21 protein-coding genes and 1 pseudogene are annotated in these 19,290 nt (G+C 70.3%); 14 read left to right on the forward strand and 8 right to left on the reverse strand.

Going from position 1 to position 19,290, the window contains the following annotated elements; all coding sequences use genetic code 11:
- Positions 1–15: 15 nt before the first annotated feature.
- The gene (locus tag ACWDUD_RS05110) at positions 16–561 is read right to left on the reverse strand and encodes a TetR/AcrR family transcriptional regulator (protein ID WP_450108552.1); all 546 of its coding nucleotides are present in this window, start codon (positions 559–561) and stop codon (positions 16–18) included.
- A gap of 82 nt (positions 562–643) precedes the next feature.
- Positions 644–862: a hypothetical protein gene (locus tag ACWDUD_RS05115; RefSeq protein ID WP_450108575.1), complete on the reverse strand. Its 219-nt coding sequence runs from the start codon at positions 860–862 to the stop codon at positions 644–646.
- On the opposite strand from ACWDUD_RS05115, the pseudogene ACWDUD_RS05120 reads away from it, so the two are divergent.
- From ACWDUD_RS05120 to ACWDUD_RS05145, 6 genes and pseudogenes are all read left to right on the forward strand, one after another.
- A pseudogene (locus ACWDUD_RS05120) lies at positions 761–2,070 on the forward strand (carotenoid oxygenase family protein). The gene ACWDUD_RS05115 and the pseudogene ACWDUD_RS05120 overlap by 102 nt on opposite strands.
- Positions 2,071–2,167: 97 nt before the next feature.
- Positions 2,168–3,124: a TIGR03557 family F420-dependent LLM class oxidoreductase gene (locus ACWDUD_RS05125; RefSeq protein WP_450108553.1), complete on the forward strand. Its 957-nt coding sequence runs from the start codon at positions 2,168–2,170 to the stop codon at positions 3,122–3,124.
- Between the two features lie 114 nt (positions 3,125–3,238).
- A complete protein-coding gene (locus tag ACWDUD_RS05130; RefSeq protein WP_450108554.1) occupies positions 3,239–4,414 on the forward strand; it encodes a cytochrome P450 in 1,176 nt (391 codons plus the stop codon).
- Complete coding sequence (locus tag ACWDUD_RS05135) at positions 4,411–4,605, forward strand: ferredoxin (RefSeq protein ID WP_450108555.1); 195 nt, start codon at positions 4,411–4,413, stop codon at positions 4,603–4,605. The genes ACWDUD_RS05130 and ACWDUD_RS05135 overlap by 4 nt, the downstream gene beginning before the upstream one ends.
- Positions 4,602–5,753 carry an NAD(P)/FAD-dependent oxidoreductase gene (locus ACWDUD_RS05140; protein ID WP_450108556.1) on the forward strand — a complete coding sequence of 384 codons (1,152 nt, stop codon included), beginning with the start codon at positions 4,602–4,604 and terminating at the stop codon, positions 5,751–5,753. Before ACWDUD_RS05135 ends, ACWDUD_RS05140 begins: the two co-directional genes overlap by 4 nt.
- Positions 5,754–5,757: 4 nt before the next feature.
- Positions 5,758–6,696, forward strand: a complete 939-nt coding sequence (locus tag ACWDUD_RS05145) for a LysR family transcriptional regulator (protein WP_450108557.1) — start codon at positions 5,758–5,760, stop codon at positions 6,694–6,696.
- Between the two features lie 76 nt (positions 6,697–6,772).
- Here ACWDUD_RS05145 and ACWDUD_RS05150 read toward each other — a convergent pair whose 3' ends face one another.
- Positions 6,773–7,360: a TetR/AcrR family transcriptional regulator gene (locus ACWDUD_RS05150; RefSeq protein WP_450108558.1), complete on the reverse strand. Its 588-nt coding sequence runs from the start codon at positions 7,358–7,360 to the stop codon at positions 6,773–6,775.
- A gap of 147 nt (positions 7,361–7,507) precedes the next feature.
- Here ACWDUD_RS05150 and ACWDUD_RS05155 point away from each other — a divergent pair, with 147 nt between their 5' ends.
- From ACWDUD_RS05155 to ACWDUD_RS05180, 6 genes are read left to right on the forward strand one after another with little or no spacing between them, the layout of a single operon-like run.
- A complete protein-coding gene (locus tag ACWDUD_RS05155; RefSeq protein WP_450108559.1) occupies positions 7,508–8,491 on the forward strand; it encodes a phosphotriesterase family protein in 984 nt (327 codons plus the stop codon).
- A gap of 56 nt (positions 8,492–8,547) precedes the next feature.
- On the forward strand, positions 8,548–9,501 hold the full coding sequence (locus ACWDUD_RS05160) for a phosphotriesterase family protein (protein ID WP_450108560.1): 954 nt from the start codon (positions 8,548–8,550) through the stop codon (positions 9,499–9,501).
- Positions 9,502–9,548: 47 nt separating this feature from the next.
- Positions 9,549–10,676, forward strand: coding sequence for an FAD-dependent oxidoreductase (locus ACWDUD_RS05165; RefSeq protein WP_450108561.1), 1,128 nt, complete (start codon positions 9,549–9,551; stop codon positions 10,674–10,676).
- A 3-nt stretch (positions 10,677–10,679) separates the two neighbouring features.
- Positions 10,680–11,594 (forward strand): alpha/beta hydrolase, encoded by a 915-nt coding sequence (locus ACWDUD_RS05170; protein ID WP_450108562.1) that lies wholly within the window; start codon positions 10,680–10,682, stop codon positions 11,592–11,594.
- A gap of 1 nt (position 11,595) precedes the next feature.
- Positions 11,596–12,534 carry an MBL fold metallo-hydrolase gene (locus tag ACWDUD_RS05175; protein ID WP_450108563.1) on the forward strand — a complete coding sequence of 313 codons (939 nt, stop codon included), beginning with the start codon at positions 11,596–11,598 and terminating at the stop codon, positions 12,532–12,534.
- A 23-nt stretch (positions 12,535–12,557) separates the two neighbouring features.
- Positions 12,558–14,285, forward strand: coding sequence for a CocE/NonD family hydrolase (locus tag ACWDUD_RS05180; protein WP_450108564.1), 1,728 nt, complete (start codon positions 12,558–12,560; stop codon positions 14,283–14,285).
- Positions 14,286–14,300: 15 nt separating this feature from the next.
- Here the strand turns inward: ACWDUD_RS05180 and ACWDUD_RS05185 are convergent, their stop codons facing one another.
- The 3 genes from ACWDUD_RS05185 to ACWDUD_RS05195 all read right to left on the reverse strand — a co-directional run bounded on the left by ACWDUD_RS05185 (position 14,301) and on the right by ACWDUD_RS05195 (position 15,734).
- On the reverse strand, positions 14,301–14,870 hold the full coding sequence (locus ACWDUD_RS05185; protein ID WP_450108565.1) for a zeta toxin family protein: 570 nt from the start codon (positions 14,868–14,870) through the stop codon (positions 14,301–14,303).
- The gene (locus tag ACWDUD_RS05190; protein WP_450108566.1) at positions 14,867–15,253 is read right to left on the reverse strand and encodes a TA system antitoxin ParD family protein; all 387 of its coding nucleotides are present in this window, start codon (positions 15,251–15,253) and stop codon (positions 14,867–14,869) included. Before ACWDUD_RS05190 ends, ACWDUD_RS05185 begins: the two co-directional genes overlap by 4 nt.
- Positions 15,254–15,380: 127 nt before the next feature.
- The gene (locus ACWDUD_RS05195; protein ID WP_248676617.1) at positions 15,381–15,734 is read right to left on the reverse strand and encodes a VOC family protein; all 354 of its coding nucleotides are present in this window, start codon (positions 15,732–15,734) and stop codon (positions 15,381–15,383) included.
- Between the two features lie 144 nt (positions 15,735–15,878).
- Here ACWDUD_RS05195 and ACWDUD_RS05200 point away from each other — a divergent pair, with 144 nt between their 5' ends.
- Positions 15,879–16,244: an HNH endonuclease gene (locus ACWDUD_RS05200; protein ID WP_450108567.1), complete on the forward strand. Its 366-nt coding sequence runs from the start codon at positions 15,879–15,881 to the stop codon at positions 16,242–16,244.
- Between the two features lie 67 nt (positions 16,245–16,311).
- On the opposite strand, the gene ACWDUD_RS05205 is transcribed toward ACWDUD_RS05200, so the two are convergent.
- Positions 16,312–17,058 carry a CPBP family intramembrane glutamic endopeptidase gene (locus ACWDUD_RS05205; RefSeq protein ID WP_450108568.1) on the reverse strand — a complete coding sequence of 249 codons (747 nt, stop codon included), beginning with the start codon at positions 17,056–17,058 and terminating at the stop codon, positions 16,312–16,314.
- A gap of 1,106 nt (positions 17,059–18,164) precedes the next feature.
- Positions 18,165–18,641: a nitroreductase family deazaflavin-dependent oxidoreductase gene (locus tag ACWDUD_RS05210; RefSeq protein WP_450108569.1), complete on the reverse strand. Its 477-nt coding sequence runs from the start codon at positions 18,639–18,641 to the stop codon at positions 18,165–18,167.
- A gap of 109 nt (positions 18,642–18,750) precedes the next feature.
- On the opposite strand from ACWDUD_RS05210, the gene soxR reads away from it, so the two are divergent.
- On the forward strand, positions 18,751–19,200 hold the full coding sequence (gene soxR / locus ACWDUD_RS05215) for a redox-sensitive transcriptional activator SoxR (RefSeq protein ID WP_197252623.1): 450 nt from the start codon (positions 18,751–18,753) through the stop codon (positions 19,198–19,200).
- The last annotated feature ends 90 nt before the right edge of the window (positions 19,201–19,290 follow it).

Below are 19,290 nucleotides of genomic sequence, written 5' to 3' on the forward strand. Positions count from 1 at the left end.
CGGCACACCGGCGCGTCAGCGCACCACCGCTGCGGCGAGGTTGTCGGCGATCTGCTCGTGCGTCAGGTGCCGCGCCGGGGACAACAGCTCGGCGTAGATCGCCGCGACGATGAACTCGACGGCCGCCGCGGGCTCGGGGTGCAGGTGCGGCGCCAGCGCGGAGCCGGCCACGTGGGTCAGGGCCCGGTCGGTGACGATGTCGACCAGGGTCCGGGAGTCGCCGCGCCGGATCAGCCACGGCACCAGCACCGAGCCGTCGATGCGCAGCGCCGCCTGCAGTGGGGCGTTGCGCGCCAGATGCTCGAGCACGTCCCGCACCAGGGCACGGACGGTGGCGCGCGGGTCGTCGACGACGTCGACGCGGCCGCGCACCACCTCCTCGAGCGCGCCGAGTTCGGCGTCGATCAGCGCCTCGACGAGGGCGTTGCGGGACGGGAAGCGCCGGTACATCGTGGCGCGGCTGATGTGCGCCTCGCGGGCGACGGCGACCAGGGTCAGCGCCGCAATTCCCTTGCGTTGCACGAAGGATCGCGCGGCGGCCAGCACATCGTCGGGGGACACCGGGTCATCCTAGCGACCCCCGCTGTGATGAAACACTATTGAAGAAAGTGTTTCAGGGTGAGACATTTCCTCCATGACTGTTTCACCGGGTTCCGGGGTCCACGACCGCACCGCACCGCTCGGCAGCTCCCCGTGGGATTCCCTGCACCACGAACACGACTACACCGTCGACGAGATCACCGGCCGCATCCCCGACGGGCTGCGCGGCACCCTCTACCGCATCGGACCGGGACGCCTCGACGTCGCCGGCCACCCGGTCGAGCACATCTTCGACGGCGACGGCATGATCTCGCGCCTGCACATCGGCGACGACGAGATCCGCTTCCGCAACCGCTACGTGCGCACCCGCAGCTACCGGCGCAGCAACCGCACCGCGGAGATGCCCCGCGGATTCGGCACCCCCGCCGCGGCGGGCCGCTCGCCAACGCCCTGCGCTTCCCGGCGAACATGGCCAACACCAACGCGATCCGGCACGGCGACCGCCTCTACGCGCTGTGGGAGGGCGGCAAACCGCATGCCCTCGACCCGGCCACCCTCGACACCCTCGGCATCGAGGACTTCGGCGGCCGCCTCAAACGGCTCGGCGCCTTCTCCGCGCACCCCAAGATCGATCCGCGCACCGGGGACCTCTACAACTTCGGCCTCGACTTCTACCCGCGGCCGCTGATCCGCTGCTACCGCCGCACCCCGCGCGGCGCGTTCACCGAGATCGCCGCGTTCCCCATCCCGAAACCGGCGTTCGTGCACGACTTCGCGCTCACCGCACGCCACCTGGTGTTCGTCGTCGATCCGCTGATCGTGGCCCGCCCGGTGTCGATGCTGCTCGGGCTGCGCCCGATGGACCACGCCCTGACGTTCGCGCCGGAGAAGGGCACCACCGTGGTGCTGGTGCCGCGCGACGGCGGCCGGCCCGTGCAGATCGAACAGGACGCGCTGTTCCACTTCCACGTCACCAACGCCTACGAGGACGACGACACCACCACGGTCGTCGACCTGGTCGCCCACGATCCCACGCAAAGCTGGGAACACTGGAACGGGCACCTGCGCGACTACCGCGGCAACGCCGGACCCGCCTTCGGCGGCATCCTCACCCGCCTGCGCATCGACCGGCGCGGCCGCCGCATCACCCGCGAGGTCCTCGGCGACCGCGGCTGCGAATTCCCGCAGCTCGACCCGCGGCGCACCACCACCGCGCACCGCCACACCTACCTGGCCGAGGCCTCGGTCCGCGGCGGCGACCCCGATTCCGTCGCCACCGTCGAACACACCACCGGCACCATCCGGCGCTTCGTCGGCGACCCCGGCGACACGGTGTGCGAGCCGCTGTTCGCGCCCGCCTCGGACACCGAGGGCGACGGGTGGCTGCTCACCGTCCAGCACAGCGCCGCCGAGCGCCGGTCCCGGGTGCTGATCCTGCCCGCCGAGCGTCCCGACGCCGGCCCGGTCGCGACCCTCGGGTTGCGCCACCACGTGCCGATGCCCTTCCACGGCACCTTCACACCGCGCTGACCGTGCCGGGTTCGCGGACCGCCGCCGCGGGTAGCCGCATCACACGGACGAGCGTGTGCGCGGCGGATCCGCGCGGCGGGAACGAACGGAGACGGGCGTGAAGATCGGATACAAACTGTTCGCCGAGGCGTATTCACCGACCGAGCTGGTGCGCCAGGCGGTGCGCGCCGAGGAGGCCGGCTTCGACTTCGTCGAGATCAGCGACCACTACCACCCGTGGCTGCACGACCAGAACCATTCGGGCTTCGCCTGGTCGATCCTCGGCTCGATCGCCGCGAAGACCTCCACCCTCGGGTTGGCCACCGGCGTGACCTGCCCGTTCCTGCGCTACCACCCGGCGATCATCGCGCAGGCCGCGGCCACCACGGCGCTGCTGTCCGACGGCCGGTTCGTGCTGGGCCTGGGCAGCGGCGAAAACCTCAACGAACACGTGGTGGCGCGCGGCTGGCCGGCCGCCGCGACCCGGACGCAGATGCTCCGCGAATCGATCGAAGTGATCCGGTTGTTGTGGAGCGGCGGCTACCACAGTTACGACGGCCGCCACATCCGGCTCGAGGACGCGCGGGTGTTCGACCTGCCCGACGAGCTGCCGCCGATCGTGGTCGCCGGGTCGGGCGGTCCGGCGGTGACGACCGCCGCCGAACTCGGCGACGGCCTGTTCGCGACGGAAGCCGACCCCGAGCTGATCGCCGCGTACCGGCAGGCCGGGGGCACCGGGCCGCGCTACGGCGAGGTGTCCCTGGCGTGGGCGCCGACGGAGGAGGCGGCGCTGGCGTCGGCGCACAGGCTGTTCCGGTTCTCGGCGGCCGGGTGGAAGGTGCAGGCCGAGTTGCCGAATCCGGTGAACTTCGAGGCGGCCGCCTCGACGGTCCGTGAGTCGGACCTCGCCGACAGCTTCGGGTACGGCCCCGACCCCGACCGTCACCTGGAGACGATCCGCGGCTACGCGGACGCCGGGTTCGACCACCTGGCGCTGGTGAACGCCGGGCCGGACGTCGACGGGTTCTTCCGGTTCTACGCGGACGAGCTGCGACCGGCCCTCGCCACGTCCTGAGCCGGTCACCGGCCGACCTGCCGGGCAGCGCGCCTCTAGATATGAACCACACACATGAACTTACATGTGGTTTATGAATTGGAATTATGTGACGGTGGCCTCTTCACTGGAGGCATGACCACCAGCCCCCCGCGCTCCGACCTCGACCTGTTCGCCGACGAGATCCTCACCGACCCCTATCCCACCTTCGCCGAACTGCGGGAACTCGGCCCGGTGGTGTACCTGCCCGCCCACGACCTCTACGCCCTGACCCGCTACGACGTCATCCGCGGCGCCCTCGCCGACACCGCGACGTTCTCCTCCCGCAGCATCGCCTTCAACCCGGCCGCAAACGAGGCCCTCCAGGGCACCTCCCTGGCATCAGACCCACCGATCCACACCGAACTGCGCGCCACCCTCACCGAGAACCTCTCGCCGCGGGCCCTGCGCGGCCTCAAGTCCACCATCGAGACCAAGGCCGACGCGCTCGTCGCCGACCTGGTGGAAAAGGGCTCGTTCGAAGCCATCGACGCCCTCGCCCGCGCCTTCCCGCTCGAGATCGTCGCCGACCTCATCGGCTTCACCGGCGAGGTCCGCGCCAACATGCTCCGCTGGGGCCAGGCCGCCATGGAGGTCCTCGGCCCCATGAACCAGCGCACCGCCGAGAACTTCCCCATCGCCGGTGAGCTGTACGCGTGGTGCTCGCAGGTGCAGGCCGAGGATCTGACCCCCGGCTCGGTCGGCCGCGGCATCTTCGACGCCGAGGCGCGCGGCGCCGTCCCCGCCGGCAGCGCCGGGCACATCATCCACCAGTATCTCGGCGCCGGGGTGGACACCACCATCGCCTCGATCGGCAACCTGATCGCCCTGTTCGCGGCGTTCCCCGACCAGTTCGACCTCGTGCGCGCCGACCCGACGCTGGTGCCGGCCGCGTTCGCGGAGGTGCTGCGCTACTGGGCGCCGCTGCACGCCTGGGGCCGCGCGGTCACCCGCGACGTCGAGATCGACGGCTACCTGATCCCGGCCGGGGCGCAGGCGGCGGTGCTGCTCGGCGCCGGCAACCGCGACCCGCGCCACTACGACGAGCCGGACACCTTCCGGGTCGAACGCAACCCGGTCGACCACCTGTCCTTCGGGTACGGCCCGCACGGCTGCGCCGGGCAGGGACTGGCCCGGCTCGAGGCGCACGCGGTCATCGCCGCCCTGGCCAAGCACGCCCGCCGCCTGGTCGCCGCCGACCCGATCCGGCTGCCCAGCAACACCACCCGCTCCATCGACGCACTCGAGATCCTGGAGGTTGTCCCGTCATGAAGATCACCCTCGACCGCCCCCGCTGCGAAGGCCACGGACTGTGCGAGGAGGCCGCACCCGAGCTGATGCACCTCGACGACGACGGTGAGCTGATCCTCGACGTCGAGGATCTCGACGACGGCGACCCGCGGGCCGCCACCGCCGGTGCCGCCGTGCGCGTGTGCCCCGTCGCCGCCCTCAAACTCGCATGAGTGCCGCACAGACCCCGGGGATGCACCGGATCGTCGTGGTCGGCAACGGCATCGCCGGGCAGACCGCCTGCGACAGCCTGCGCACCGCCGGGTTCTACGGGGAGCTCACCGTCGTCGGTGACGAACCGGTGCCCGCCTACTCGCGGCCGGCGCTGTCGAAGGCGCTGCTCACCGACGGCGGCTCGCACGAGCTCGCCGCCCCCGCGCACGGCGCCACCGAGCTGCTCGGCGTCGCCGCGGTGGGCCTGGACGTCGCCGCCCGGACGGTGCGGCTCGACGACGGGCGCGACCTGCCCTTCGACGGGCTCGTGATCGCCACCGGCACCCGGGCCCGCCGGCTCGGCCGGGACGCGCTGGTGCTGCGCACCCTCGACGACGCGCTGCTGCTGCGCGACCGGCTCGCGGAGCGTCCGTCGGTGGCGGTCGTCGGCGCCGGCCCGCTCGGCATGGAGGTCGCGTCCGCGGCCGTGCAGGCCGGCTGCGAGGTCACCGTCGTCGCCGACACCGCACCGATGCGCCCGCAGTTCGGTGGGTACCTGTCCGAGGTGTTCACCACCGCCGCGACCGCCGCCGGCGTGAAGATCGTCTACGGCACCGCCGCCGGCGTCGACGCCGGCGCGGTGACCCTCGACGACGGCACCCGCGTCACCGCGGAACTGGTGGTCGCCGCGATCGGGGACATCCCCAACGTCGAGTGGCTGCAGGACTCCGGGCTGCTCACCGACGGCCGCCTGGTCGCCGACGCCCGCGGCCGGGTCGCGCCGGGCATCGTCGCCGCCGGGGACGTCGCGCACCTGCCGGTCCGCGGGATCGTGCGCCGGATCCCGTTGTGGAACAGCGCGATCGAGCAGGCCCGGGTCGCCGCGGTCGCTCTGCTGCGCGGGGACGACGCCCCCGAGTTCGATGCCGACCCGTACTTCTGGACCGAACAGTTCGGGCTGCATCTCAAGGCGATCGGGCATCTGCCGGTGGACGGGGACCCGACCTTCCTCGCCGGCGAGGATCCGCACGGGCCGGCGCTGCTGCACTGGCGGCATCCGGACGGCGCCGGGGTGGCGGTGGCGATCAACCACCGCATCCCGATTCCGCGGTTGCGGCGCGCCGCGGCCACCGGACAGCTCCCCGGCACGGTCCCGACGTCCGGCTAGATTCATGTGGGTGAATCCACCCCCGGAGCACCCCGCCGATCCCGACCTCGCGCGGCTGGCCGCGATCAACCTCAACCTGCTGGTCCCGCTGCTGGCGGTGCTCGAGGAACGCTCGGTCACCCGCGCCGCCGCGCGGGTCGGGATGACGCAACCGGCGATGAGCCACGCCCTGGGACGGATGCGCCGGTTGATCGGCGACGAGCTGGTGGTGCGGCAGGGGAGTGGGCTGGCGCTCACCCCCCGCGCTCTCGAGCTGATCGCGCCGCTGCGGGAGATGCTGCGGCAGACCGCGCGGGTGGTGAACTTCCCCCGCTTCGACCCGGCCCGGGACACCCGCACCATCACCCTGGCGATGACCAACAGCACCGCCTTCGTGGTCGGCCCGGAACTGACCCGGCTGATCGCGCAGCGCGCCCCGCACGCGACGGTGCGGCTGCGTACCTTCGTCGAGCCGCAGCCGGCCGATTTCACCGACGACGGCGTGGACGTGGTACTGGTGTCGGAGGCGTTCTCCGCGCCCTATCCGCGCGAGCGGCTCTACGAGAACCGGTGGGTGGTCGTCGCCCATCCCGACACCGCCCCGGACGCCTCGGCGCTCGAGCTGCTGGAGTCGGTGCCGCACACCACCTACGACGCGCGGCACCGCATCACGCCCTACGCGGCGCTGGACGCGGCCGGGGTGCCCTACGGGATCGGCCGGCTGGTCTCCGATTTCCTGCTGGTGCCGCACCTGGTGGGACGCGCCGGTGGGGTCGCGATCCACACCTACCGGGTCGCGATGCAGATGCGCCGCCAGATGCCGCTGCGCATCGAGGAATTCCCGCTGCCGGTGCCGCCCCTGGGCATCGACATGGTGTGGAATCCGCGCCTGGCCGACACCGAGTTCATCGCCTGGTTGCGCGAGATCCTGGTCACCGCCACCGATTTCGACGCCGGGCGCTGACGTGCGCTGACGCGCCGGTGTGTACTTGTGGCGCCTGGGACCGCCACAAGTACACACCGGCGGCGCAGCCGCCCGCTCAGTCCTCGGCGCCGAGCAGATAGCACCACGAGTCGGTCAGTTCCTCGAGGCAGATCTCGCGCGGGGTGCGCCAGCCGATGGAGAAGTAGCGCCGGGACATGTGTTCGAGCTGCCCGAAGGCGAGCACGCACCGGATCCGCCGGCGGTCCGGGTCCAGCCGGACGGCCTGGTTCAACCCTTCGGTCATGTCGGTGACCGCGTCCTCGAACCACTGCTCGGTCTTCGCGGCCACGACCGGGTCGTGCGCCGCCTGATAGGAGGCCGTCATGTAGGGCTTGATCTCGTCCCACTGGGTCAGTTTGCGGTCGAGCCACTGGCGGATCAGCGCGCGCGAACCGGACGCGACCACCGCGGTCAGCGACGGGTCGTCGGCCGCGGTGAGGATCGAGTCGACCTTGGTCAGCAGCGCGCTCATCACGTCGGCCTTCGACGAGAAGTGCAGGTAGAAGGTGGTGCGGGTGGAGCCCGCGGCGGTGGCGATGTCGTCGATGGTGGTGGCGGCGTAGCCCTTGGTGCCGAACAGTTCGAGCGCCTTGGTGAGGAAGAGCTCGTAGGTCATCTGCTTCTGCGCGGCACGGAGTGACATGAACAGGAATCCTAGCGGCGCACCCGCCTTACCGACGGGTACAGTGACGATTCGATTCGCAAAGTCATTTGACAGTGTGTAATCCGAATCCGTACTGTGACTCGCACCACGGACGTCTCCGTGCGACGTCGACGAAAGGAAGTGCCGATGACCGGCCCCGCGACCGCGACCCCCACCGTCCACACCGTTCTCGGCCCGGTTCCCGCCGACGAACTCGGTATCGTCGCCGTCCACGAGGCCCTGCTCTCGGTGCTGCCCGGCGCCCAGCACGCCTACGACATCGACTTCGACCGCGCCGAAATCTTCACCACGCTGCTCGGCAAGCTCCGCGAGTTCCGCGCCGCGGGCGGCGGCACCCTCGTCGACGCCACCGGCATGTTCCACGGCCGCGACGTGCCCCTCTACGAAAACCTCTCCCGCGCTTCCGGAGTGCACATCGTCGCCTCCACCGGCCTCGGCCCGGAGAACCTGCTCGGCGGCTACTTCCTCACCCCGCAGACCAACCCGCCCACCCCGTGGCCCGCGGAGAAGTTCGCCGACCTGTTCACCAAGGAGATCACCGAGGGCATGGTCGTGCCCCGCGTCGAGCGCCGCGGCCCCGCCGGCCTGGTCGCCACCGCCGCCAACCCGGACGGCATGACCGCCACCGAGGAGAGCCTGTTCCGCGGCGCCGCCCGCGCCGGCCGCGACACCGGCGTCGCCGTGTCGCTGCGCTACGGCAAGGACGCCGTCGCCGACCTCGACATCGCCCTCGACGAGAACCTGGCCGCCGACCGGATCGTCGTCGGCGGACTGGACCGCCGCGACGCCGTCACCGCCGGGATCCCCGCCGAGATCGCCCGCCGCGGCGCCTACCTCGCCCTCGACCACGTCGGCACCGAGGACGACGAGCACATCTCCGACACCGAACGCGCCGCCCTCGTCCGCGACCTCGTCGACGCCGGGCTCGGCCACCGGATCCTGTTGTCGTCCAACGCCACCGGCGTCGCGAAGGGACACCCCGCCCGGGACATCCCCTTCGGCCACGTGCTGACCGGCTTCGTGCCGCAGCTGACCGCGGCCGGCGTCGCCGACGACACCGTGCAGCGCATCCTCACCGCCAACCCGCAGCAACTGCTGGGCGTGCGCTGACCCGCGCGAGCGCCGACCACCCACCACCGAAGTCTTCGTCCCGAAGGGGAATTGTTGTGTCGAGAGTGAACACCGTCCTGGGTCCGATCGCGCCCGAGGAACTGGGCATCGTCGCCATCCACGAGCACATCGGGTACGGCATGCCCGGCTCCGAACTGGACACCCGCTGGTGGAAGACCCCCGAGGTCCGCTACGAGGAAACCGTCCCGAAGCTGCGCAAGTTCCACGAATACGGCGGCGGCACCTTCGTCGACGTCACCGGCATCTGCAACGGCCGCGACATCGACTACTACAAGTCACTGTCCGCCAAGACCGGCGTGCACATCGTCGCCTGCACCGGCTTCGTCGGCGGCGACACCGCCCTGCCGTTCTTCGAACGCGCCGACGTCGACTACCTGACCCGCCAGTTCGTGCACGAGATCACCGTCGGCATCGGCGACACCGGCAGCCGCGCCGGCGTCATCAAGGTCGGGGTCAGCCGCGGCGGCAAGATGACCGACCTCGACAAGCGCATCTACCGCGCCGCCGCCCGCGCCGCCCTCGAGACCGGCGTCCCGATCCTCACCCACCTCGCGATCGACGCCGAGAACGCCATCGCCATCTTCACCGAGGAAGGCCTGCCCCTGCACCGCGTGCTGTTCGGGCACGCCGACGACGGCGTCAACTCCGAGAAGACCCGCGACACCTGGATCGCCCAGCAGGGCGGCCGCGTCGGATTCGACACCTTCGGCTACGAAACCGAACTCGAGGACCCGCCGTTCTGGGCCCGCCCCCGCCAACAGCGCCTCGACCACTTCCTCCGCTTCCTGGGCGCCGGCCACCTCGATCAGGCCCTCGCCGGCGTCGACGCCAACTGCAGCCCACTCGGCTGGCCCGGCGTCAAGGGACACACCGTGAACTACCTGTTCGAAGACCTCATCCCGGACCTGCGCGAAGCCGGCCTCGACGACGCCACCATCACCAAGCTGTTCGTCGAGAACCCCGCCGACTTCCTCACCATCCAGGCCTGACCCCACACCTCCGGCGCATCGCCGCGCCCACCCAGAGAGAGACCCTCATGCAGTCCTCCGACCTGAAGAACCTCACCATCGCGATCGTCGGCGCAGGCTACGCCGGCGCCGCCGCCGCCAAGGCCCTGAGCCTGCTCGGCGCCGACGTCACCGTCTACGAACAGGCCACCGAGATCCGCGAGGTCGGCGCCGGCATCGGCCTGCGCCCGTCCAGCATGGAACGCTTCCGCGAGTGGGGGATCTTCGACGCCATCGCGAACGTCAGCTCCCCGAGTGACTACTTCGAGATCCTCACCGCCACCGACGATCCGATCATGAAGGACACCTGGCCCGCCCACGGCGACCAGAAGAACACCCACCTGATCCACCGCGGCGACTTCATCGACGCCCTCGTCGGTGTGCTGCCCGAGGGCATGGTCAAACTCGGCCACAAGCTCGAGACCATCACCGACCGCGGCGACAAGGCCGCCCTCACCTTCACCAACGGCACCACCGTCGAAGCCGACCTCGTCGTCGGCGCCGACGGCATCAAGTCCGTCGTCCGCCGGCAGCTGTTCAGCGAGCAGGAACCGGTGTTCTCCGGCGAACGCGCCTATCGCGCCGTCATCGACATCGCCGACGCACACGGCATGGTCACCGACGACAACCTGCGCATGTACATCGGCAAGGGCACCAAGGTGTACCTGCTGCCGCTGCGCCACCGCAACCAGGTCTCCTTCGACATCACCGCCCTGTGCCCCGACAGCAACTGGGCACCGCAGGTCAGCAAGGACGACATGCTCGCCACCGTCGACGGCTTCGACGAGCGCATCGTCGCGATCACCGCCGGCCTCGACATGGACAAGGTCAACGTCCGCGGCGTCTACGACATCGACCCCGTCGACACCTGGCACTCCGACTCCGTCGTCCTCGTCGGCGACGCCGCCCACTCCATGCTCCACCACCAGGGCCAGGGCGCGAACTCGGCGATCCTCGACGCCGGTGTCCTCGCCGACGCCCTCCGCGACGCCGACTCCGTCAAGGAGGCGCTCGCCCGGTACCAGGCCGAACGCAAGCCCGTCACCGACGAGCTGCAGCGCATCTCCCGGCAGGGCTGGACCGAGGACGAGGTCAGCGACGTCTTCCCGGGCCAGAAGCCGGCCTCCCAGCAGCCCGTCACCGAGGCACAGGCCTGACCCATGACGCTGCACCCCGAGATCGCGAAGATCCTCGCGACCCTGCCCGCCCCACCGCCCGGCCCCCTCGACCCGGCCGCCCTGCGCGCCGGTGAGGAAGCCCATGTGCCACCGCTCGCCGAGCGCCTGCCCCTGCACGCCGTCGAGGACACCACCGCCGACGGAGTGCCCGTCCGCATCTACACCCCCGATGCGGCCGACACCCACGGCATCGTCGTGTACTTCCACGGCGGCGCGTTCTTCCTCGGCAGCCTCGACACCCACGACCACGTCGCCCGCCACCTCGCGAAGGCCACCGGCTGCACGGTCGTGTCCGTCGGCTACCGCCGCGCCCCCGAAGCGGCGTTCCCCGCCGGCCTGGACGACTGCCTCACCATCGTCCGCTGGGTCGCCGACCACGGCGACGACCTGCACTGGAACGGCGACACCCTCGCCCTCGCCGGGGACTCCTCCGGCGGCACCTTCGTCGCCGCCGTCGCGGCCGCCGCCCACGACCAGGGCTTCGACCGCATCACCCACCAGATCCTGTACTACCCGTCGCTGGATCTGGACTTCGACGTCGACCGCTACCCATCCCTGCGCGAGAACGCCGAAGGCTACGGAGTCGAAACCGCCGGGCTGCCCGCCTTCAACTCCTTCTACTTCGCCAGCGGCGCCGACCCCGCCGACCCGCGCGTCTCACCGATCAAGCGCACCGACCTGACCGGGCTCCCGGCCGCGCTGATCGTCACCGCCGAATACGACCCGATGCGCGACGAAGGCGAACTCTACGGCGCGCGTCTCGCCGACGCCGGTGTGCCCGTGACGGTCCGCCGGTACGCGGGCGCCAACCACGGCTTCGTCCAGAACTTCGCGTGGATCCCCGAATTCGCGCAGGTCTTCGACGAGACCGCGGACTTCCTGCGGCAGGGCAAGTGACATGGCCGAGGTAAAGATCCACCCGATCGTGTCGCCGTGGGGCCGGTTCGGTCTCTACACGTTCTTCATCGACGCCGAACAGCCCGCGATCGTCGACACCGGCATCGCGTCGTCCCCGGCCGAGGGCATGGCCCCCGCGCTCGCGGCGCTCGGCCGCCGCATCGAGGACGTGCGCTGGATCCTGCTCACCCACGGCCACATCGACCACATCGGGGGAGCGCACGCCCTGTGGGAGGCGACCGGCCGCAAAGCCCAGGTCGTCATCCACGAGGCCGACGCCCACCTGCTGCGCTCGCGGCAGGCGCACGTCGACGAATACCTCGGGGCCCGCGGCAGATACCTGAAGGACCCGGACGGGGACGCCAAGGTGACCGCGGCCGCGCAGGCCGTCATCTCCGGCGAGATGGAACCGACGATGCTCGTGCGCGGCGGCGAAACCCTCTCGCTCGGCGGCGACGTCACCGTCTCGGTGCACTCGATCCCCGGGCACACCGCCGGATCCGTCGCGTACGTCGTCGACGGACAGAACGACGTGTTCGTCGGCGACGCCGTGCAGGTCCACGGCGCCGCCAACGGATTCCCCGGCTACGAGGACCCCGAGGCCTACCGGGCCAGCCTGCAGTACCTGCGCGACGAGATCGACCCGCAGCACCTGTACCTGGGACACCCCTACCGACGCGCCGACGGAGTCGCCTACGGCGTCGAACTCGACCGCACCCAGGCGGCCGAGGCGCTGCGCGAAAGCCTCGAGATCGAAGGGGGAGTGCGCGGCGCCGCGCACCGCTGCCTCTGCGGCGGCCTGCTCGAAACCGAGTCGGCGTACTCGCCGTTCGCCCCCGTCGCCGACGAACTCGGCTACCGGGGCGATCCCACCCTCGAACCGTCCCCGTTCTTCACGACGCTGCACGGCTACCGCACCCAGTACACCCAGAAGTCCTGACACAGAAGAGGAATCGCAGACCCATGGCCGAGCTCCAGGAATTCGACGCGGGCGGACAGACCATCCGTATCCGCAAGAACCTGCGGATCCCGATGCGCGACGGCGTCGAACTGGCCGCGGACACCTACGAGGGCGTCGACGACAAGCCCCGCCCCGCCCTCGTCGCCCTCAGCCCCTACGGCAAGGAACTACAGGCCCTCGCCCTGACGACACCGCCGCAACGCCGGCCCAGCCCCATGTGGGACGGCTGCATCGAAGCCGGCGACATCGCCCGCGTCGTGTCCGAGGGCTACGTCCACGTCATCGGCGACCTCCGCGGATCCGGAGCCTCCGACGGCGAGCACATCGGCAACTACAACGCCGGGGGCGTCCCGCTCGGCCAGGACGCCTACGACTTCATCGAATGGGTCGCCGCCCAGCCCTGGTGCGACGGCAACGTCGGCATGATCGGCATCTCCTACTTCGGGTCGATGCAGGTCCTCGCCGCCGCGGAACGCCCACCGCACCTGAAGGCGATCTTCGTCTCCGGCGGCCACTACGACTTCTACGAGACCACCTACCACGGCGGCATCATGTGGTTCATGCCGCGCGCCGCCCGCGAGGGCCGCGGCGGCGACTCCGGCTGGGCGTTCACCGACAACGTCAAGTCCCGCATGCTCGAGACCTACACGCCGGAGGAGATCGCCAAGCGCGTCGCCGAACGCCTCGCCGACCCCGACGTCGCCGCCTGGCCGAACCTCGTGCACGTGCTGAACTACCCCAAGCACCACGAGGCGTGGTTCGACATCATCACCAACGAACTCGACGGTGACTGGTACGAGGAACGCAACCCCGTCAACCTCGCCCGCAACATCGACATCCCCGTCTACCTGCAGATCGATCAGGGCCGCGGCTGGACGATGGACGGCACCATCGAACTGTTCCACGCCCTGCAGGGACCGAAGAAGCTCGACATCGGCCCCTACCCGCCCATGCAGTCCCGGCCCTTCATCGAAGAGCACGACAAGATGTTCCGCTGGTACGACTACTGGATCAAGGGCATCGACAACGGCATCATGGACGAACCCGCCGTGAACGTCTTCGTCGAAGGCTCCCGGCAGCGCGTCACCGCCGACCAGTGGCCGCCCAAGGACGTCGACTACCGGTCGCTGTACCTGCGCCCGCGCCGCAAGCTGTCCACCGAACCCGAACCGATGGGCGCGCAGTACGCCGCCCCCGACGGCTTCTACCAGGCGCCGCTCACCGTCACCGACAAGGTCGAGATCCTCGAGTGGGAGACCCCCGTCTTCGAGGAGCCCACCGAGATGATCGGCACCGGCGCCGCACACATCTTCGCCGAGATCGACCAGCCGGACACCAATTTCATCCTCCGCATGTGGGACTACGCCCCCAACGGCAAGCGGCAGCTGATCACCACCGGCTACCTCAAGGCCTCCCACCGCGAACTCGACGAGCGCACCACCGAAGGCAACCCCTTCCACCCGCACACCCGCGCCGTACCGGTCGAACCCGGCACCATCGAGGAATACGTGCTGCGGCTCTACCCGTTCGCCAACACCTTCATGCCGGGCCACAAGCTCGTCGTGGAACTGTCCAACAACGAACCGCTCGCCGACGAACACAACGCGCTGCTCCCGCCGGACGCCTTCCACCTGCCCGTCGGCCGCCCGGTCACGCACAAGATCTACCGCGACGCCGCACACCCCTCGCGGCTGGTGCTGCCGTTCACCACGCGCAGCGCCGAGGACTGAGCCGCAGGATCCGGCTCATCCCAACTCGGTGAGCTCCGCCGGCGCCCACCCGGGCCAGCGGAGAACACCCACGGGAACCCCGGCGGCGAACCTGGCCACCACCGCCGGGGTCCCCGAGGCGGTGTCGTACACCGTCGCCTGATCCGCGCGCCGGATCGCCTCGACCACCAGCGGCCACAACCGCCGATACCGGGACCGGATCTTGTCCTCCGGCACCGAATGCCCACCCGCTTCCACCCGATACGCCACACGCCGCACCGACATCGCCTCGGGCACCAGCATCACGTGCACCACCACGGTGAACCCCGCGACCTGGGCCCGCTCGATCAGCTCGAGCTTCGACGGATGCGAGAACACCGTCTCGGCGATGAACGAGCGGCCCTGCTCGAGCAGCCGATCCCGTGCGGCGGCCGCCAGCTGCGCGGCCTCGTACGACATCTCCTCGGCCCGATCCGGCCACTTCTGCCGCGCGATCACATCCGCGTTGACGAACACGCTGCGCGGCAGCAGGAAAGCGAGGGTCAACTCGACGAACGTCGATTTACCGGCACCGTTCGGGCCGATGATCAGATCCAGACGCCTCATTCGGCGTCGAGCACCCGCGTCGTGCCGTCGGGACGCTGCTCGACGAGTCGGCCCTCGTCGTCGAGCACGACCGTGGTGACGCCGCGCGCGGCGAGAGCGCCGGCGTAGTCGGCGTGCGCGAGGCTGTCGGCGATGCGGGCGTCGATCTCCGCGTTGAACAATCGTCCTTCGGCGACGGTGAGATCGGTGGTCGGCCGGTTCCCGGCGAGGGCCTCCTGCACGCGGCGCAGGGCCGCGGTCTCGTGGGCGGTCATGGCCCGGCCGATGCGCGCCCAGTACTCGAGTTGCTGGCGTCCGGTGCGGTTCTGGCGGCCACCTTCGGCGATGGCGCTGTCGACGAGTTCGGCGTCGAAGCGGGTGACCTTGTCGGTGTAGGGCGCCATCACGAACCTCCTGGTCCGACGCAACGCATCGGGTGTGTGTAGCAGTCTGCTACCGATCGTAGCGCAGTGCAACAACGCACGCACCCCCGATCCGGGCAGGTCACCGGACCGGGGGTGCGGAGGTGCGTCAGCGCTTCAGCGGGCTGTAGAACACCAGGCCGTTGCCCTTGTTGTCGTACACCACGGCTCGACGCTCGTGTGCGTCGTCGTACGGGCCCTTCACGATGCCGCCGCCGGCCTCCTCGATCGCCTTCGCCGCGGCGTCCACGTCGGCGGTCTTGATGCCGACGACCACCTGCCCGTGGATCGGATGATCGACCGCGGTCGCGAGCGCCAGGGTCACCCCGCCGCCGTCGAGAGCGGCGAAATGCGTGCCGTCGCGGAACTTGAGTGCCATCCCCAGGGTTTCGCTGTAGAACTTGATCGACTCGTCGAGGTCGTCGGTCGACAGCACGATCATCTTCACTTCGTGGTCACTCACGGAAAAAGCCCTCCTTTGTTGAAAGTGTGCCCAGCGTAACGTCATTCGGCCGCAGCTGAGCAGAGTCCAACGACCGTGTCTTTCGACGACATCCGGCCATCCACGCGGCTGGCGTCCGGCTCGCCGTTCGGTCACCATCGACAGGTGGACCGCGCCGCCCGACTCGCCATCGCCGTGGACCGGCAGCACGGCCGGTGCCTGTGGTGCGGACGCCGCTTCGGCCGGCTGATCCGGCCGACCACCGAACACCTCGTGCCGCGCCTGAAGGGCGGTCCCAGCACCGTCGCCAACGAGGCCGCCGCCTGCTCGCGCTGCAACGCCGACCGCGGTCACACCGGCCCGGTCGACTGGCTCGACCGATGCCGGCGCCGCGACGGCTGGACCCCCGACGAGGACCTGCTCGCACGACTGCTCGAGGAACTCGCGGTCGAACTGGCCGGCGAGGGCGGGCACCGCCGCGCACGGCAGTACCTGTCCGGCCAGTTGCGGCGTCTCCGCCGAGCGTCGTGACGCATCTTTACGTCACAGTGACGTTTTGAGCCGGTGTGGTTGGGAGGGCCGAAGCAGGGGAGTCGGGTCACCACCCGCGGTCCGGCACCGGTTTCCGCCGGTTTCGCTCGCCGAAGTGCATCCCCGCCAGGACGGCCACGGGGACGGCCACCGCCACCGCGGCCGCCGCGGGCGAGTAGGCGTCGCGCGCGTCCAGCAGGGTCCACGCCACGTTGTAGGAGGCGTGCCCGAGCACGGCAATTATCGGCGCACCGTTGCCGGCGACCGTCATCTGCACGAGCAGGATCCGGAAGACCACCGTGAAGCCGAGTTGACCGAGCAACATTCCCGGCGCGTACCCGGCCTGCAGATACGGAATCAGGTGCCACAGCGCCCAGACGACGCCGATCACGGTGCCCGCATACAGGACGCCGTGACGACGCAACAGCGCCGGCATCAGCACCCCGGTCCAGCCGAGCTCCTCGCACACCGCGGCCACGAGGTACGCACCGGCCACCAGCGGCAGCGACGACGGGATCCCGTCGAGTCCGCCGCCGGCGATCATCAGCGACGACACCCTCGTCGCCGCGGCCGGAACCACGAGCGCGAACCCCACCCAGAAGGCACGCGGCCTCGTGAGCATGCGCCGCCAGGCCGCTCGGGGTCCGCCGCCGGCCGCCAGGGCCGCGACGGCCGGGCACACGAACATCAGGGCACTGACCGGCAGCTGCGCACCCGCCACGACCAGGTCGCCGCCGGTTAGTGCGCCCCACATATAGAACGGGACGGTCGTGAGCGCGAGGACCACCCAGAACCGCGCGAGCCGGGGTTCCACCACCGAACCTCCCAGTTCTGCGTCGTCACCGTCGCGCCGATGATATCGACGGCGACGGATCTGTTCCGGCATCCCGGCACACCCACCACAAACCGTCACTGTGACGAATTCATGGGTTCGCGGGGCTGCAGGGAGGGGACGAGGCGGCAGGGTCGGCCGAACCCGCCGAGAGCCGGGAAGACCGGATCCGACGCGAACCTGGCAGATCCGGGATGCGGGCCGGATGGACGGGTCGCGGCGCGCGGGCGGTGGCGGACGCCGAGAACCGAGCGAAGCGCGCACACCCGACGAGGGTGCGCGATGCGCAGCGACAGTTGGCGGCGAACGACAGAGGCGGACGGTGTCGCGACACACGAACACGGCGCGGCGGCGACACCCGGCAGAGTCAGTGAAATCCCAGGTCGAAGCGCATATCCAAATTGCCGATAATCAACATTATGTCAAGTAGTTGAGATCCGGGCCTTCCCGACCGATCGCGTGGTGGTGGTCCCGGGGTGAAATCCTCGGGTGCGCGTACACCCTACTGGCGGTCGGCCCCACACGCCCGGGCACCCGAGGCGCCCCAACCAGCCCCGGTTCGGGCTCGACCTAGCCCCGGCTCGCGACCGCCCGGACCGGGCTTCCGACGACTCGACCGCGGTTTGCGTACCGCCGGCGCACACCGCGGACATGCGCCGGCACCTTCGCGCCACGGCGTCGCAACGACAGCACATCCAGATTTCGCGGTCGTTGTACGCACAGCGCTACAGCCGAACAGACACACTCCGAGGTCACCCGCCCCCACTCGGGTCGCCGACCGCATCCACCTCGACGATGGATAAATCTCAATGATGGATAATCACCGTTATCCATCAAATATCTTGCGGCACTTCCCTTTTCGTCCGCACGCTTTCGCGCAGATCGTTTGCGAATAGCAACGGACCGCCGCCCCTCCGCCGCGCAGCACCCAACCTCCCCGCCAGGTGCACAGCCGACGAATCGAGCCTGCCGCATCGCGTCCCGTCCCGCTCCGGCACCCACCCCACCGGACGCCTCGGTGCTGCACCACCTCTCCCCGACTGCGCTCCACCCTCCACCCCAATCGTCACAGTGACATAAACGAGGGGTCACTCCCCTTCGCGCTCCGGCACCTCGGTCAGCCGGAACACCGGATGCAGCCCGGCTTCCTTCTCGAATTCCGCGGCAGGCGCGCCCGGATCCGCCCGGAAGTAGTCGCGCGTGGCGGACGCGACCGCCACATACCGTTTCAGCACCGGTGCCGCCTCGCGTGCGGAGACTTCCTCGACCGTGTAGCTCCGGGCGGTGCACCGGCGGGTCAGGCGCACCACCCCGGCCGCGCGCGCGTTGTGCACCCAGGGCACGGCGCCGTACGGGGCAACGAGCCATCGGTGCCCGTCGTGTTCGACCACGGTGACCGGGTTCGATCGCGGCCGGCCGGTGCGCCTGCCGCGGGTGGTGAGCAGGTACGAGTGCGGGATCAGGCCCAGGCGGACGAGTGCACTCGTGACGGTGTTCTCGAGGCGGTGCGCGCGACCGCGCCGGTAGCGACGAACGGGTCGCTCGGGTGGGATGTCGGCGTTCACGGAACCTCCCGGGCTGCGGATGTTCTGCCGTGGTCCAGAATCTCCGACAAGTCGGTACTGTGCACCGCAGATGCTCGACGTGCTTCCCCCGAATCCGAGGACGGTGCCGATGACCGCGTCCGTGTGGCTCACGCCCGGGCAGTTGTCCGAGCGTTCCGGCGTGTCCGTCTCGGCGTTGCACTACTACGAGTCGCGCGGCCTGATCACCAGCCGCCGCACGTCCGGAAATCAGCGGCGGTACCGGCGCGACACCCTGCGCCGGGTGGCGTTCATCCGCGTCGCGCAGGGTGTCGGGGTGTCGCTCGACGAGATCCGGGACGCGCTCGACTCGCTGCCGGACAGCCGGGTGCCCACCGCCGCGGACTGGGCGCGGTTGTCGCAGCGCTGGCACGACCGGCTCACCGAACGCATCGAGGAACTGACCGAGCTGCGCGACAGCTTTTCCGGCTGCATCGGTTGCGGCTGCCTGAGCCTGAGCAGCTGTCCGCTGGCGAACCCGGGCGATGTGCTCGCCCAGCAGGGTCCGGGTCCGCGCCGCCTGCACCTGCACGACCGCTGATCCCCCGAGCGCTGTCTGGACCGGATCACGCAGCGCGACCGGGAAATCGGAGCGTGGGCGCACCTCGATCCGGCGCTCGCCCTCGAACAG

The sequence above is a fragment of the Rhodococcus sp. NPDC003382 genome, assembly GCF_053589135.1.